The 15,893-nt window shown below is 72.8% G+C and carries 15 protein-coding genes; 6 read left to right on the top strand and 9 right to left on the bottom strand.

Translation table 11 applies throughout. From position 1 onward, the window contains the following. The coding region (locus tag QJS33_RS23345; protein ID WP_306370198.1) for a BTAD domain-containing putative transcriptional regulator at positions 1–3,087 on the bottom strand (3,087 nt) is incomplete at its 3' end. Between the two features lie 164 nt (positions 3,088–3,251). Here QJS33_RS23345 and QJS33_RS23340 point away from each other — a divergent pair. Next, positions 3,252–4,316 carry an alkene reductase gene (locus tag QJS33_RS23340; protein ID WP_306370197.1) on the top strand — a complete coding sequence of 355 codons (1,065 nt, stop codon included), beginning with the start codon at positions 3,252–3,254 and terminating at the stop codon, positions 4,314–4,316. A gap of 161 nt (positions 4,317–4,477) precedes the next feature. Here the strand turns inward: QJS33_RS23340 and QJS33_RS23335 are convergent, their stop codons facing one another. Together QJS33_RS23335 and QJS33_RS23330 are read right to left on the bottom strand one after the other, a co-directional pair. Then, a complete protein-coding gene (locus QJS33_RS23335) occupies positions 4,478–4,882 on the bottom strand; it encodes a PIN domain nuclease (RefSeq protein ID WP_306370196.1) in 405 nt (134 codons plus the stop codon). Beyond that, positions 4,879–5,094 carry a type II toxin-antitoxin system VapB family antitoxin gene (locus QJS33_RS23330; RefSeq protein WP_306370195.1) on the bottom strand — a complete coding sequence of 72 codons (216 nt, stop codon included), beginning with the start codon at positions 5,092–5,094 and terminating at the stop codon, positions 4,879–4,881. The genes QJS33_RS23335 and QJS33_RS23330 overlap by 4 nt, the downstream gene beginning before the upstream one ends. 536 nt (positions 5,095–5,630) lie before the next feature. On the opposite strand from QJS33_RS23330, the gene leuA reads away from it, so the two are divergent. Further along, entirely contained in the window at positions 5,631–7,331 is a 1,701-nt protein-coding gene (gene leuA / locus QJS33_RS23325) for a 2-isopropylmalate synthase (protein ID WP_306370194.1), read from the top strand. A 61-nt stretch (positions 7,332–7,392) separates the two neighbouring features. Here leuA and QJS33_RS23320 read toward each other — a convergent pair whose 3' ends face one another. Together QJS33_RS23320 and QJS33_RS23315 are read right to left on the bottom strand one after the other, a co-directional pair. Further along, entirely contained in the window at positions 7,393–8,106 is a 714-nt protein-coding gene (locus QJS33_RS23320) for a DUF2625 family protein (RefSeq protein ID WP_306370193.1), read from the bottom strand. A gap of 421 nt (positions 8,107–8,527) precedes the next feature. Then, positions 8,528–9,394 carry a CAP domain-containing protein gene (locus QJS33_RS23315; protein ID WP_306370192.1) on the bottom strand — a complete coding sequence of 289 codons (867 nt, stop codon included), beginning with the start codon at positions 9,392–9,394 and terminating at the stop codon, positions 8,528–8,530. A gap of 329 nt (positions 9,395–9,723) precedes the next feature. On the opposite strand from QJS33_RS23315, the gene recO reads away from it, so the two are divergent. The 4 genes from recO (at position 9,724) to QJS33_RS23295 (ending at position 13,016) form a co-directional block, all read left to right on the top strand. After that, on the top strand, positions 9,724–10,455 hold the full coding sequence (recO, locus tag QJS33_RS23310; protein WP_306370191.1) for a DNA repair protein RecO: 732 nt from the start codon (positions 9,724–9,726) through the stop codon (positions 10,453–10,455). Next, positions 10,452–11,282, top strand: coding sequence for an isoprenyl transferase (locus QJS33_RS23305; RefSeq protein WP_306370190.1), 831 nt, complete (start codon positions 10,452–10,454; stop codon positions 11,280–11,282). Before recO ends, QJS33_RS23305 begins: the two co-directional genes overlap by 4 nt. Positions 11,283–11,285: 3 nt before the next feature. Further along, positions 11,286–12,080, top strand: coding sequence for an SGNH/GDSL hydrolase family protein (locus QJS33_RS23300; RefSeq protein ID WP_306370189.1), 795 nt, complete (start codon positions 11,286–11,288; stop codon positions 12,078–12,080). A gap of 117 nt (positions 12,081–12,197) precedes the next feature. Then, on the top strand, positions 12,198–13,016 hold the full coding sequence (locus QJS33_RS23295) for an SGNH/GDSL hydrolase family protein (RefSeq protein ID WP_306370188.1): 819 nt from the start codon (positions 12,198–12,200) through the stop codon (positions 13,014–13,016). Positions 13,017–13,273: 257 nt separating this feature from the next. On the opposite strand, the gene QJS33_RS23290 is transcribed toward QJS33_RS23295, so the two are convergent. From QJS33_RS23290 to QJS33_RS23275, 4 genes are all read right to left on the bottom strand, one after another. Beyond that, a complete protein-coding gene (locus QJS33_RS23290; protein WP_306370187.1) occupies positions 13,274–13,660 on the bottom strand; it encodes a Fur family transcriptional regulator in 387 nt (128 codons plus the stop codon). Then, positions 13,657–14,559, bottom strand: coding sequence for a metal ABC transporter permease (locus QJS33_RS23285; protein WP_306370186.1), 903 nt, complete (start codon positions 14,557–14,559; stop codon positions 13,657–13,659). The genes QJS33_RS23290 and QJS33_RS23285 overlap by 4 nt, the downstream gene beginning before the upstream one ends. Then, positions 14,552–15,388, bottom strand: coding sequence for a metal ABC transporter ATP-binding protein (locus tag QJS33_RS23280; RefSeq protein WP_306370185.1), 837 nt, complete (start codon positions 15,386–15,388; stop codon positions 14,552–14,554). Before QJS33_RS23280 ends, QJS33_RS23285 begins: the two co-directional genes overlap by 8 nt. A gap of 63 nt (positions 15,389–15,451) precedes the next feature. Further along, positions 15,452–15,823 (bottom strand): DUF6703 family protein, encoded by a 372-nt coding sequence (locus tag QJS33_RS23275; RefSeq protein ID WP_306370184.1) that lies wholly within the window; start codon positions 15,821–15,823, stop codon positions 15,452–15,454. Positions 15,824–15,893: the final 70 nt, after the last annotated feature.

Below are 15,893 nucleotides of genomic sequence, written 5' to 3'. Positions count from 1 at the left end.
CGCCGCGACGCCGTCGCCGTCCAGGGCCGCGACCCCCGCCGACCCCTCCAGGGCCAGCGCCACCGCGCGCGGGTCCCCGGTGCGCCGGGCCTGCTCCAGCCCCTGCCGGTGCAGGTCGCGGGCGGCCCCGGCGTCCCCGCGCTGCTCGGCGGTGAACCCCAGTTCGGCCAGCGCGAACGCCAGCCCCGGCCGGTACCCGTCCTGGCGGTGCACCGCCAGGACCTCGTTCAGGTACTCCTGCGCGGTGTCGAGGTCGCCGCGGCGCCGGGCGGTCATCCCCAGCCCGGCGACGGTGAACCGCCGCCCCGCCCGGAACGCCTGCTCCCCGGCGATCCGCAGGGCCCGCAGGTTGTGCGCGTCGGCGCTCTCCAGGTCGCCGTTGAGCAGGTGGACCCGGGCCAGGCGGCCCAGCTCGTCCACCACCGTCGGCCACAGGCCCATGCTCTCGGCCAGTTCCAGGGCGCGGTGGTGCCGGTACGCGGCCTCGGCGTAGGCCCCTTCGATCCCCGCGACCACGCCCAGCAGGCTGTGCGCCCGGGCCTCGCCCCACGGCTCCCCGGTGCGGGAGAACAGCGCCAGGCTCCGGTCGGCGTCGCGGCGGGCGGGCCCCAGCTCGCTGCGGCGCAGCGCCCGCCACCCGCGCAGGTGCAGCGCGAAAGCGGTCCACCAGGGGTCGCCGTCCGCCTCGAACACCTCCAACGCCGCCGACAGCCGCTCGTCGGGCCGGGCGTCCGTGACCTGGTAGGCGCCGACCGCGTCGGAGAAGGCCGTCATGAACACCATCAGGGCCTGCGCGCGGGCGCGGGTCCGGGGGTCGGACAGCCCCTCGGTGATCCGCACGGCCTCATCCGCCGGTGCGTCCCCCGGCCGCTCGGCGCACTCGGTCACCCCCAGGGCGGCGTGCCAGAGCAGGGCCTCGGCCCGGTCGGCGGGGGCGCCCGCCCCCTCGGCCGCCAGCGCGCGGGACAGCAGGCGGTACCCCTCCCGGTAGCGTCCGCGCAGGTACCAGAACCAGCCGTGGTAGGCGGCGATGCGCAGGGCGATGTCCGCGTGCCCGTGGTCGGCCGCCCATTCGATCGCCGCCCGGACGTCGGCCTCCTGCCGGTCCGCGTCCGCCTGGTGCGGGTCCAGGGTGAAGTCCGCCGCCTCGCCCCGCCCGGAGCCGTCGGCGATGTGCCGCGCGTACCGGTGCCGGACGCCGTCCTCCTCACCGGCGGCGGCCAGTTGTTCCGCGGCGTAGGCGCGGATCGTCTCCAACAGCCGGTAGCGGGTGCCCTCCTGGCCGACCGCCACCAGCGACCGGTCCACCAGGCCCGCCAGGATCCCCGCGACGTCGGCCGGCTCCACCCCCGGGCCGTCGGCCGGATCCGCGGCGATCGCCTCCGCGGTCTCCAACGTGAACACGCACGTCGGGACGGACAGGCGGCGCAGTACCGCCTGTTCGGGCCCGGTCAGCAGCCGCCAGCTCCAGTCCACCGTCTCCCACAGGGTGCGCCTGCGGTCGTGGCCGCCCGAACCCAGGACCCGGAACCGGTCGCCCAGCCGGTCGGCGAGCCGGTGCACCCCCAGGGAGCGCACCCGGGCCGCGGCCAGTTCCAGGGCCAGCGGGAGCCCGTCGAGGTGGCGGCAGATCCCGGCCACCGCCTCGGCGTTCGCGGCGTCCACGGTGAAACCGGGCACCGACGCCGCCGCCCGCCGGACGAACAGCGTCACGGCGTCGGAGGCGGCCACCTCCGACGGGGAGGTTCCGTCCGGCAGGCCCAGCGGCTTCACCTGGTGCTGGCGCTCGCCGGGGATGCCCAGCGGCTCCCGGCTGGTGGCCAGGACCCGCAGTCCCGGCACGGCTCCGAGCAGGCGGGCCACCAGGTCCGCCACCGGTCTGATCAGGTGCTCGCAGTTGTCCAGCACGAGCAGGACCGGGCCGCTGCCCAGGGACTCGGCGATGCGCGCGGTCACCGGTCGCGCCCGGGTGGTCCGCGATACCTCGTCCTGGAGTCCCAGAACGGTCGCGACCTCCTCGGCGGCCCCCTCCCCGTCCTCGCGTCCCGACAGCTCCACGAACCACACCGGTCCGAAGCGGTCGTCGCCGACGGCGACCGCGGCCAGGGCCATCGAGGTCTTGCCGACACCGCCGGGCCCCAGCAGGGTGGTCAGGCGCGACCGCGCCAGGTCGCGCCGCACCTCGGCGACGCAGTCGTCCCGCCCCACCAGGTCGGTCAGGGGAGCGGGCGCCGAACTCCGGGGCGGGGCCGCGGGGGGCACGGGAGCGGCCGGGGGAGCCGTGATGTGCGGGTGGTGGGCGGGCGCCGCCTGGGCCGGGGCCACCGGAAGGGCGGGGACCGGGTCCAGGTCGGGGACCTGGGCGAGGATGTCCGCGTGCAGTCGGGTGATCTCCGGGCCCGGGTCCACGCCGAGTTCCTCGGCCAGCAGTTCCCGCAGTTCACGGTGGCTCTCCAGGGCCTCGCCCTGGCGGCCCGCCCGGTACAGGGCGAGCATGTGCGCCGCCCGCAGCCGCTCCCGGGCGGGGTGTACGCGCACCAGGTCGCCGAGTTCGGCGACCAGCTCGGGGCCCTCGCCCAGGTCCAGCCGGGCCCGGGCGCGGTCCTCCAGCGCCGCCAGGCGCATCTCCTCCCAGCGGGCCAGCGGCGCCGCGGCGAAGGCCGCGTCCGCGTGGTCGGCCAGGGCCGGACCGCGCCACTGCTCCAGCGCTTCGTCCAGCGACCGCACCCGCTCGCGGGGCGCTTCGGTCCGGGAACGGGCGACGAGGGCCTCGAACCGGCCCGCGTCCACGGCGTCGGGGTCCACCCGCAGCCGGTAGCCCGAGGGGCCCGACTCCACCCGGGAGCGGAAACCCGCCTCGCCGCGCTCCAGGGCGCCGCGCAGCCGGGACACCGCGGTCTGTACGGCGCCGGCCGGGTCGGGGGGAGGGACGTCCCAGAGTTCGTGGACCAGCCGGTCGACCGAGACGGCCTCGCCGCGGTGGACGAGCAGCAGCGTCAGCAGGGCGCGCACCTTGGCCCCCGGTACGCGCACGGGCGAACCCCCGTCGGTCCACACGGCCAGCGGCCCCAGCACCCCGAATCGCATACCGGAAAGCCTATATGCGCGGTTCCGCGGCTCCCCGCACGGTGAGACCGGGGTCACGACAGCGGGCGGACAGCGGGTGGCAAGGCGACGGACGGCGCCCCGGCCTAACTTCGGAACGTTCCCGGGGGCGGACGCCCCCGACATGTGAGACCCGGAGGAAAACCGTGAGCGACTCCCTGTTCCAGCCGGTCAAGGTCGGCCGCTACGAGGCCGCCAACCGCCTGTTCATGGCCCCGATGACCCGGTCGCGCGCCTACGGCGGCCGCCCGGACGCGCTCGTCGCCGAGTACTACGGCCAGCGCGCCTCCTCCGGCCTCATCATCACCGAGGGCATCCAGCCCAGTGTGCGCGGCCAGGGCTACATCAACACCCCGGGCCTGCACGACGTCGCGCAGGTGGAGGCCTTCAAGCCCGTCACCGACGCCGTCCACGCACGCGGCTCGCTGATCTTCGCCCAGATCATGCACTCCGGCCGGATCGGCCACCCGTCCCTGTACCCGGACGGCGGCCTGCCGGTGGCCCCGTCCCCGATCGCCTCGGGCCAGGAGCTGTTCGACGGCGAGAAGATGGTCCCGCACCCGGAGCCGCGGGAGCTGACCGCCGCGGAGATCCACGAGGTCGTCGACGACTTCGCCACCGCCGCCCGCAACGCGGTCGAGGCCGGGTTCGACGGTGTGGAGATCCACGGCGCCAACGGCTACCTGATCCACCAGTTCCTCGCCGACGGCACCAACCACCGCACCGACGAGTACGGCGGCGACGCCGAGCGCCGGTCCCGGTTCGCGATCGAGGTGGTGGACGCCGTCGCCGACACCATCGGCGCCGACCGCACCGCCCTGCGCATCTCCCCGGAGAACGGCTACAACGGCATGTCCGACAGCGACCCGGCCGCGCAGTACACGGCCCTGCTCCAGGGGCTGCGCCACCGCTCCGACCTGGCCTTCCTGCACACCACCCAGATCGGCGGCGCCGAGCTGACCCCGCTGGTCCGCCGCCTGTGGGAGGGCACCCTCGTGGTGAACCCGGCGACCGGGCTGGACCTGTCCGGCATCGACGCGGCCCTCGCGAACGGCGCCGACGCCGTCGCCCTGGGCTCGGCCTGGCTCGCCAACCCGGACCTGGACGAGCGCGTGCGCACGGGTGCCGACCTCAACGCGCCCGACGCCGCCACCTTCTACGGCGGCGACCACACCGGCTACACCGACTACCCGCACCTCGCCGACGCCTGATGGGAGATGAGCCGGGTTGGCAAGACTCGGTTCCACAGCCGCCGACAGGTGGGCACTTCCGTCGCCGGAACCGCTGAGTTCCGGGGGCGGACCGTGCCCCCTGCCGGTCGGCCGGGAGGCCGGACCGCTGATGGAGCGGCGTTCTCGCCCCGAGCGACGGGTCACACCCGTCGTGTCGTCTGCCCGGTCACCCGGGCAATGGTCTCGAAGTCGTTGTCGTGGTGCAGGAGGGTCAATCCGTTGGTCTCGGCGCAGGCCGCGACCAACAGATCCACGGATCCTGCACTGCGGTGCTCACCACGGGCGGTCAGAAGACGCTGTACTTCCCAGGCCCGGGTGAAGTGGTGTCCCTCAAGGTCGACAGGGAGAAGCATGCGGTTGAGGGCGTCAACCATGCGTTCACGGTCCCTGGTCGAACGCGCACTGTAGAGGAACTCCAACTCGGTGATCGGGCATACTGCCACGATGCCGAGACTCAAGGCCCGGTTCCACTCTTCATGCTTTTTCGGGGCGCTGTAGATCCGGGCCAAAGCGCTGGTGTCAGCGAGGTACAGGGCCAGGCTCACCGGCGGTACCGCCTCTTGTCGGACAAGATGTCCATGTCGACACCGCCTTCGGCGATGAGTGCGTGCATCTCAGCCAGGGCCTCGGCTCTGTCCAGTCTGCGGACCGTCTCCTGGAGAGCGGTGTTGACCGTGTCCTTCTTGGTCTTGGTTCCGAGGATCTCGGCAGCCTTGGCCAGAGCTTCTTCGTCGATGTCGATCAGTACCTTGGCCATGGCAGCCTCCCGTATATACAGAGTCGATCCTCAGTATATGTCAAGGCGAGTGGTGTCGGGCGGGAAAGGAGAAATCCCGCCGGGGGACCGGCGCGGCCGTCGGCCGCGGCTTACGTGTGAACGGCGCGGAACGACGGCGGCCTCGGGTGTTGGCCGCACCCTGGATCCCCCGGCGGGACTCGAACGACCCCCCTAGCACTGAAGGGTTCCCCCCAATGGTACAGACCTCTGTCGGATATCTCGATGCCGAGGTATCGGTTGTCTCGAAATCGAGACGACTCGGGCGCACGGGGACTGGTCATGGGCCCGGGTGTGTTGCAGAAGGCGCAGGTCGCGTGACACTCGTCTCGCCATGTGGACGGGGAGTACCAGGATTTCCCGGCGCTCTGCTAGCGTGAGCCCATCATGCTGTGCGAGCTGCTCCTTCTTAGCGGCCGCGGCGGGGGTCGTTAGTACAGGTCGGCTCCCTCGCCGCGGGGCTTCGGCTTGTCCACGGTCGACCATTGACCACGCCGTAAACCCGAGGAGCCACCGAAATGGTGCCCCAGCAACAGCCGTCCCCCATGCCGTTCCAGCGCTACACGCCCTTCGTGTCGGTCGATCTGCCCGACCGCACGTGGCCGTCCAAGACCATCACCGAAGCGCCGCGCTGGCTGTCCACCGACCTGCGCGACGGCAATCAGGCCCTGATCGAGCCGATGGACCCCGACCGCAAGCGCGAGATGTTCGAGCTGCTGGTCAAGATGGGCTACAAGGAGATCGAGGTAGGGTTCCCGGCCGCCAGCCAGACCGACTTCGACTTCGTGCGCTCCCTGATCGAGGGCGACCTGATCCCCGACGACGTCCAGATCTCGGTCCTGACCCAGGCCCGCGAGGACCTGATCGAGCGCACCGTGCAGAGCCTGGTCGGTGCCGAGCGCTCCACGGTCCACCTGTACAACGCCACAGCGCCCACCTTCCGCCGCGTCGTCTTCAAGGTGGACCGCGAGGCCTGCAAGGCCATCGCCGTCGAGGGCACCCGCCACGTCATGCGCTTCGCCGAGCAGTACCTGGGCGACACCGAGTACTTCGGCTACGAGTACTCGCCCGAGATCTTCGTCGACACCGAGATCGACTTCGCCCTGGAGGTCTGCGAGGCGGTCATGGACGTGTGGAACCCGGGGCCGGGCCGGGAGATCATCCTGAACCTGCCCGCCACCGTCGAGCGCTCCACCCCCAACGTCTACGCCGACCAGATCGAGTGGATGAGCCGCAACCTGTCGCGGCGCGAGCACGTGGTCGTGTCCGTGCACCCGCACAACGACCGCGGCACCGGGGTGGCCTCCGCCGAGCTGGCCGTCATGGCCGGCGCCGACCGCGTCGAGGGCTGCCTGTTCGGCCACGGCGAGCGCACCGGCAACGTCTGCCTGGTCACCCTGGGCCTGAACCTGTTCAGCCAGGGCGTCGACCCCAAGATCGACTTCTCCGACATCGACGAGATCCGCCGTACCGTCGAGCACTGCACCCAGCTGCCCGTCGCCCCCCGCCACCCCTACGGCGGCGACCTGGTGTACACCGCCTTCTCCGGCTCCCACCAGGACGCCATCAAGAAGGGCTTCGCCGCCCTGGAGGCCGACGCCGAGGCGGCCGGGGTCCCCGTCCAGGAGTACGGCTGGGACGTGCCCTACCTGCCCATCGACCCCAAGGACGTCGGCCGCAACTACGAGGCCGTCATCCGGGTCAACAGCCAGTCCGGCAAGGGCGGCGTCTCCTACATCATGCAGCGCGACCACTCGCTGGACCTGCCGCGCCGCTTGCAGATCGAGTTCTCCCAGGTCATCCAGAAGTTCACCGACGCCGAGGGCGGCGAGTTCTCGGGCGAGCGCATCTGGGACATCTTCTCCCAGACCTACCTGCGCGAGAACGGCCCGGTCGCCGTCCTGGCGCACCGCTCCACCACCGACGCCGAGGGCACCTACCGGATCGAGGCCGACGCCCGCGTCAACGGCGAGATCCGCGAGCTGGTCGGCACCGGCAACGGCCCGATCTCCGCGTTCTGCGACGCCCTGACCGACGTCGACGTCAAGGTGCGGGTCATGGACTACGTGGAGCACTCCATGGGCGGTGACGGCGACGCCCGCGCCGCCGCCTACGTGGAGGCCGAGATCGAGGGCCGTGTGGTGTGGGGCGTGGGCATCCACAGCAGCATCACCACCGCGTCGCTGCGCGCCCTGTGCAGCGCCATCGGCCGCGCCTGACACATCCGCACGGGGGTCCGCGGCGCCGCCGCGGGCCCCGCCCGTTTCCGCGGCCGGAAGGTCACAGCGTCCCGAACGGCCCCGGATCGGGTTCGCCCGCGAGCGCGGCGAACTCGCGGTTCAGCCCCGCCAGTTCGGCCAGCGGCACCGGCCGCCGCCGGACCGCCGCCGGGTCCGCTGCGGCCTCCTGCGTCCACAGGAACGGCACCGATGACAGACCCTGGTCCGGGGCCAGCTCCGCGACCTCCTCGCGCCACCCCGGCCAGCGCAGGTCGGCGTAGAAGTTCTCCAGGTTGTGCTCTTCGAGCATCCATTGCAGCCACGAGGAGTAGGCGGCCTCCAGCGGCTCCCACGCCAGGCTGTCGGGGGCGAAGTACACCATCTCCCCGGGCCGTCCCGGGTACCGGTCGTCCTCGCAGGCCGGGCCGTTGAGCGCGAAGACCCCGCCCAGCACGTCGTGGCCCACGACCAGGCGCACCGGGGGTCCGTGCACCACCGCCGCGCTCAGGTCGTTGACCTCGCCGAGCCCGGGCAGCCCCGGGCCGCCGCCCCCGTACACGCGCAGCCACCCGTGGTCCACGAGCAGGCCGCCGCTCTCCAGGGCCAGCGCGCCCAGGAACGAGCGCGCCGTGACCTGCAACCGGTGCAGGCAGGTCCGCCCGCGGCCGGGGTCGCCGGGCAGCACCCGTACCGGTACCCGGGCGCGTTCCAGGTGCCCCAGCACCACCGGCCACCCGGGGCGGTCCACCTCGACCAGCTCGCTGAGCTCGCGCACGTCCGTCCCCTTCGCCGTCGCCTTCCGCTTCCAAGAGGTGACTCCGGCACAGTACCGCCCGCCTCCGACGCCTCGCCCGGAGGGCGGGAAATCCCTGGAGGCAGGGGTTCCGGCGATGGGAGCATTCCGGACATGGTGCACGCCGAGACCGTTCGGCGGACCCTCCGCGTCCTCCTGTCCGCCGCGGAACCCGGAGACGGCACGGCCGCGGTGCGGCGGCCGGAGGCCGCGCCGGACGCGGCCGACCGCACGTCGCCCGCCCGAGGCGGACCTGCCTCCTTCTCCTTCTTCATCCGTGGAGAAGCCCGGCAGGCCCACCCTCCGCCCCACCGCTCGGGCTCCCGTCGGGCCCGGCCGGGCGGCACCGCGGCGGTTTCCTTCCCGTGAACCCCCACGGACCCGGCCGTCGGATTCCCCGGGGTCACTCCCAGCCGAACAGCTGGGTCCAGGCGTTGCCGGACTCGCCGACACCGATCGCGACCAGCCCGCAGTTCAGGATGTTCCTGCGGTGGCCCTCGCTGTTCATCCAGGCGTCCATCACCTGGGCGGCGCTGGTCTGCCCCTTGGCGACGTTCTCGGCGCCCCAGGCGTCGTACCCGTGACGGGCGGCCCGATCCCCCGGGCCCTCGCCCTCGGGGCTCTGGTGGCTCATGTAGTCGCGCCGGTCCATGTCCTCGCTGTGCTCCTGGGCCGCGGCGGTGAGCCGCGAGTCCACGCGCAGTGCGTCGCACCCGGCGCCGGCGCGCTCGACGTTGACCAGGCGCACGACCTCGTCGGTGACGGCCGAGGAGGTCCCCCCGCCGCCACCGCCCCCGCCGGACCCGCCCGAACCTTCGGAGCCGCCGCTGCCGCCGCTGCCGCCGGACCCGCCCGAGCCGCCGGCGTTCTCACCACGGTCCCCGTCCGCGTCCGTGCCCGTGTCCTCTTCCTCGGAGTCCTCGGGTGAGGCCGAGGCGGTGACGTCGGCGCTCTGCGGCTCGCTGTCCCCCGACGGGGTGCGCTCCTCCTGCGCGTCCGGGGACACGAAGAAGTCCGGGTCCTCGGACGCGTCCGGGACCGACGGCGCCTCGGTGCTGATCGACGAGGCCGCGCCGTCCTCGGACAGGGCCGAGCCGTCCGCGGTGGTCCGGAACGGGTCCAGTTCCTCACCGAACCCCGTGACCAGCAGCGTTCCGGCCAGGGCCAGACCCACCGGCACGGCCGCCAGCGTCACGACGAGGGGTACCGGCCGTCTGCGCTGGGAGCGCCGGGTGCCGGCCCGTCGTTTTCCTCGACGACCACGCGCCATAATCGCTCTCCTCCGGTATGTGCGGCATGCGGACGGGCTCGGCCGTCCGAGGCGGGGTTCGTACCCCCGGGTGGTTCTGTGTTCGCCCATGGCCGTGTGCGGACTCGGTGGCCCGGTGGCCGGGGACCGCGCCTGCCGCGCGGCTGCGCCGAGGGGGCCGCGGGGGAAGGGCGGCGGGCTCGGCGAGGGACATCTAGCGCGTGAGAGTAGACCAAATATCTTGAAAAGGGAATCCAAAACGTAATCAACCTGGTCAAGGCGGTGCGCGTCCGGAGTATCCGGTCCATCCCGGCGCGAGGACGGTCACCGGCATCCGCGACAATGGGGGAGTGAGCCTCTACCGTGACGAGGGCGTCGTCCTGCGCAATCAGAAGCTGGGCGAGGCCGACCGCATCATCACCCTGCTGACCAGGCGCCACGGCCTGGTCAGGGCGGTGGGCAAGGGGGTGCGGCGCACCCGGTCGCGGTTCGGCGCCCGGCTGGAGCCCTGCACCCACGTCGACCTGCAACTGCACACCGGGCGGACCCTGGACGTCGTCACCCAGGCCGAGACCGTCCGCGCCTACGGCGAGGCGATCGTCGCCGACTACTCCCGGTACACCGCCGCCACCGCGATGCTGGAGACCGCGGAGAAGGTCGTCGCCGTCGAGAAGGACCCGGCCCTGCGCCAGTTCCTCCTGCTCCTGGGCGCACTGCGTACCCTGGGCGAGGGCACCCATGACGCCCGGCTGGTCCTGGACGCCTACCTGCTGCGCTCCCTGGCCGTGGCCGGGTACGCCCCGGCCCTGTCCGAGTGCGCCCGCTGCGGCGACCGCGGAGAGCACCGGTCCTTCGCGATCCACGCGGGCGGAACGGTGTGCTCGGTGTGCCGCCCGCACGGCAGCGTGCACCCCGCGGCCGATACCGTCCGCCTCATGTCGTCCCTGCTCGGCGGCGACTGGGCGGCGGCGGACGCCAGCGACCCACGGCACCGCACCGAGTGCAGCGGCCTGGTCGCGGCGTACCTACAGTGGCACCTGGAAAACGGAATCCGATCACTGCGCCATGTGGAGCGTTCTTGAGTCTGTTCAGCTTCGACACCGGTAACCGGCGGGAGTACACCGCGCCCGTCCCGCACGAGAGCGGGGCGCGCCCTCCCGAACTCCCCGCCGACCTGGTGCCCCGGCACGTGGCCGTGGTCATGGACGGCAACGGCCGCTGGGCCAAGCAGCGGGGCCTGCCGCGCACCGACGGCCACAAGGCCGGTGAGGCGTCCCTCTTCGACGTCATCGAGGGCGCCCTGGAGTTGGGCGTCCCCAACCTGTCCGCGTACGCCTTCTCCACGGAGAACTGGAAGCGCTCCCCGGAGGAGGTCCGCTTCCTCATGGGCTTCAACCGCGACGTCATCCGCCGTCGGCGCGACGAGCTGCACGCCCGCGGGGTGCGCGTCACCTGGGCGGGCCGCTCCGGCATGCTCTGGAAGAGCGTCATCAAGGAGCTGCGCGACGCCGAGGAGATGACCCGCGACAACACCGCGCTCACCCTCCAGTTCTGCGTCAACTACGGGGGCCAGGCCGAGATCGTCGACGCCGTGCGCACGCTGGCCCGCAAGGCCGCGGCCGGGGAGATCTCCCCGGACAAGATCACCGAGGACACCCTCTCCCGGCACCTGTACTCGCCGGAGGTCCCCCCGGTGGACCTGTTCGTCCGCTCCTCGGGCGAGCAGCGGCTGTCCAACTTCCTCCTGTGGCAGTCCGCCTACGCCGAGTTCGTCTTCCTGGACACGCTCTGGCCCGACTTCGACCGCCGCGACCTGTGGCGGGCCTGTGAGATCTACGCGCGCCGGGACCGCCGCTACGGCGGTGCCGAACCCAACCCGGTGGCCGTACCCGAAGAAAAGGGGGAATGACCGATGGCGGTGCAGGACGCACCTCTGCTGCGCCCGGGCATGTCGCTGGTCTCGATCGGCGACAGCTTCACCGAGGGGGTGGGCGACCCCTACCCGGACGGCTCGGGCTTCCGCGGCTGGGCGGACCGGACGGCCGAGCACCTGGCCGACCACCTGGGGGAGATCCGGTACGCCAACCTCGCCGTGCGCGGCAAGCTGATGCGCCAGATCGTCACCGACCAGCTGCCCCCGACCCTGGAGATGGCCCCCGACCTGGTCACCCTGTGCGCGGGCGGCAACGACCTGCTGCGCCCGGCGGGCGACCCGGAGCGGATGGCCAAGATCCTGGACCACACCGTGTCCCGGCTGCGCGCCAACGGTTCGCAGGTGGTGCTGTTCACCGGCGTGAACATCGCCTCCGGCTACATGCGCGGCACCATCGGCCTGTTCGCCCGCTACTACCTGAACGTCCGCGCGATCGCCGACCGCCACGACTGCCTCCTGGTCGACCAGTGGTCCATGGACGTGCTGACCGACGCCCGCGCCTGGGACGCCGACCGGCTGCACATGTCCTCGGAGGGCCACCGCCGCCTGGCGCTGCGGGTGGCCGAGGTGCTGGGCGTCCCGGTCGCCGAGCGCTGGGACGAGCCCTGGCCGCAGGTGGAGCCGGTGGGCCGCACCGAGGCGCTCAGGGAGGACCTGACCTGGGTCAAGGACTCGCTGGGCCCGTGGATCGGCCGCCGCCTGACCGGCCGCTCCTCCGGTGACACCGTCACCGCCAAGCGCCCGGAGCTGACACCCCTCACCAAGGGGCGCTGACCGGCGTCCCGAAGCCGCTCATGGCGGGTACCGCGGGTGTGACGTCACGCTCAAAACCCGAAAAAACGGAAACCTACTGTCGCGTAACCATGGCGCGGAGTTGCATCATCATTTACTATGAGCGGCTTTGGGACGAACGACCTCACCAAGAAGGACATCCTGTCCTACGTGGCCCTCGGTGACAGCTTCACCGAGGGCATGAGCGACCCCTACCCGGACAGCGACAGCGTGCCCAACGGGCGCTACCGCGGCTGGGCGGACCGGGTGGCCGAGCACCTGGCCGACCATGTCGGCGAGGTCCGCTACGCCAACCTCGCCGTGCGCGGCAAGCTGATCCGGCAGATCGTCGACGAGCAGCTGCCCCGCGCCGTCGAACTCTCCCCCGACCTCATCACCATCTGCGCCGGCGGCAACGACATCATCCGCCCCGGCGCGGACCCCGACGCGGTGGCCGTCACCTTCGCCGAGGCCATCGCCGAACTCTCCCGCACCGGCGCGCGCATCGTGATCTTCACCGGCTTCGACACCAACTGGCAGCCGGTCATGCGTCACCTGCGCGGCAAGATCGCCACCTACAACATGCACCTGCGGGCCGTCGCCGACCGGTACGGCTGCGACGTGGTCGACGTGTGGAGCATGCGCATCCTCGACGACGCGCGGGCCTGGAACTGGGACCGCCTCCACCTCTCCCCGGAGGGCCACCGCCGACTGGCACTGCGTGTGTGCGAGGTCCTGGGCATTCCGGTCGAGGGCGACTGGAACGAGCCGTGGCCGCCCGCCGAGCCCCGTGACTGGCGGGCCGCCCGCCAGGAGGACCTGCACTGGGCCCGCGAGTTCCTGGTGCCGTGGATCCACCGGCGGCTGACCGGCCGCTCCTCCGGCGACGGCGTCGCCCCCAAGCGCCCGGCCCTGGAACCGCTGCGCCGGGACGGCTGACCGGGACGGGGCCCGGCACCGGTAGGGGCACCGGACCGACGGCGCAGAACCGGCGGCTCCGACGGCGGACGGCCCCCGTTCCCGGGTGGGAGCGCAAGCGCCCGGCCCTGGAACCGCTGCGCCGGGACGGCTGACCGGGACGGGGCCCGGCACCGGTAGGGGCACCGGACCGACGGCGCAGGACCGGCGGCTCCGACGGCGGACGGCCCCCGCTCCCGGGTGGGAGCGGGGGCCGTCCGTTGTGGCCCGGCGGGACCTCAGGCGAGGCGGGAGCAGGACGCGCAGGTCCCGAAGATCTCCACGCTGTGCGTGACGCCGGTGAACCCGTGCGCCTCGCCCATCTCGGCGGCCCAGCGTTCCACGGCCGGGCCCTCCACCTCCACGGCGGTCGAGCACACCCGGCACACCAGGTGGTGGTGGTGGCTCTCGCTGCCGCAGGCGCGGTAGACGGCCTCGCCGTCGTCCGTGCGCAGCACGTCGATCTCACCGGAGTCACTCAGCGCCTGTAGCGCCCGGTAGACGGTGGTCAGACCGATCTTGGAACCCTCGGCGCGCAGGTCCGCGTACAGGTCCTGGGCACTGCGGAAACCGCTGGACGCGTCCAGCGCCCGACGGACCGCTTCACGTCGTGTCGTCGTACTCAACGGCTCACCCTCCCCGGATCGCTCTCGGGCATCGTACCGGCCGCCGTGGTGACGACCGGTGGCCGGGTGCTCGCGGCCCTGTGTCCCGAGGCCCGGCGCAGCGCCCCTCCCACGCCCACCGCGACCACGAACACGGCCAGGGCCAACAGCACGATCGTGGCGCCGGGGGCCAGGTCGACGTAGAACGCGGTGCTCAGCCCGCCCAGCGAGGACAGCAGGCCGATCACCACGGCCAGCGACATCGTCACCCGGAAACTGCGGGTGAGCTGTTGGGCGGCGACCACCGGAACGATCATCAGGGCGCTCACCATGAGCAGCCCCACCACGCGCATCGCGATCACCACGGTCAGCGCCGCGGTGACCGCCAGCAGCACGCTCAGGAAGCGCACCGGCAGTCCGTGCGCCCGGGCCACCTCCTCGTCCTGGCACAGCACGAACAGCTCGCGGCCGAACACCGCCACCACGGCGGCCACGCCCAGCGCCAGCAGCGCGACGATCCACAGGTCCTCTTCGCTCACGGTGCTCACCGAGCCGAACAGGAACCCGGTCAGGGTGGCGTTGCTCGCCCCCGGGGTGAGCCCGATGAGGAGCACGCCGCCCGCGATGCCGCCGTAGAACAGCAGTGCCAGGGCCACGTCCCCGCTGGTGCGGGTGCGCACCCGCACCACCTCGATGAGGATCGCGCCGAACATCGACACGACCGCGGCGGTGAGCAGTGGTGAGGTACCGGTGAGCAGGCCCAGGGCCACCCCGGTCAGGGCGACGTGCCCGATCCCGTCGCCCAGCAGCGCCAGCCGCCGCTGTACCAGGTAGGTGCCGATGACCGGGGTGATCAGGCCGACGAGTACCGCGGCGATCAGCGCGCGCCGCATGAACTCGTACTGGAGGAGGTCAATCACGGCCGGGTACCTCCAGGCGCATCAGGTCGGCGGGGGAGGGCGGCTCGGCCGCCCGCGGGTCGGGGTCGTTGGGGTCGGGGTGGGGGTGCTGGTGTTCGTGGCCGGGCCGGGCGCACTCGCCGGTCGGCGCGGGCGGGGCGCCGTCGTGCACGATCCGGCCCGACTCCAGCACCACGGAGCGTTCGATGACGTCCTCCAGCGGCCCCAGTTCGTGCAGGACCAGCACCACGGTGGAACCCCGGTCGCGCAGGCGGGTGATGGTGCGGGCGAGCGCGCGCTGGTTCTCGTGGTCCACCCCGGCCATCGGCTCGTCCATGACGAAGGTGTCGGGGCGCCCGGCCAGGGCGCGGGCGATGAGCACGCGCTGCTGCTGGCCGCCGGAGAGCTCGCGCACCGAGGCGCGGGCCAGGTCGGTCAGGCCGACGGTGGCCAGGGCCTCGTCGACCGCGGCCCGGTCGGCGCGGGTGGGCAGCGACAGCCGGCGGCGCGCGGCGACCTGCCCGGAGGCGACGATCTCGCGTACCGTGGCGGGCACGGCGCCGCCCGCGGTGAGCCGCTGGGGGACGTACCCGATCCGGCGCCAGTCCCGGAACCGGGACAGCGGCGTGCCGTGGACGCGGATCTCGCCGGAGGCGAGCGGCATGATGCCGAGCATCGCGCGCATGAGGGTGGACTTGCCCGACCCGTTGGGGCCCAGGACGGCCACGGTCTCGCCTGCCGGTATCGCCACGCTCACCCCGTCCAGGACGGGCACCCCGTCGTAGGAGACGCGGGCGTCGAGGGCCTGGAAGGCGGGCGGGACCGACTCGTCCCTGATCTGGGCGTACACGGTCCCCATTATCACGAAAACGAAAATGATTGTCAAAACGCCCGGACTCGGGAGAATAACACTTCAGAACCCCAGGAGCCGGGCCACCGCCAGCACCGCGATCACCACCACGGTCAGCACCCGCGGTGCCCGCTGCCGGGCGTCCAGCGAGGGCCAGGTCAGGTACGCGAGCCAGGCCAGGAACAGCGCCACCGGCAGCAGGCACAGCCCGCCCGCCAGCCCCGGGGTCAGCAGCCCCGCCACGAACAGCACCCCCAGCAGTACCGGCGACAGCCACCGCGGCGCCCGGTGCAGCCACACCAGCGGCACGGCACTGCGCCGTTCCACCGCCCGGCGCACCGGCCCCGCGCCCGGGGTGTACAGGGGGTACCGGGAGGGGAGGGACCCGCCCCCGTCGTCCGTTCGCTTCTCGTCACCGTGTTCGGGAGGTGCCATGGGGGTCCGTTCAGTCCGGGGTGGCTCTATCGCCGCGGCGGCCGGGCGGGTGCCCCGGTCACCGTCGTCA

This window comes from Nocardiopsis sp. CC223A, from assembly GCF_030766825.1.
In the GTDB taxonomy this organism is placed as follows: domain Bacteria; phylum Actinomycetota; class Actinomycetes; order Streptosporangiales; family Streptosporangiaceae; genus Nocardiopsis.
This window is presented reverse-complemented; position numbering and strand designations above follow the sequence as displayed.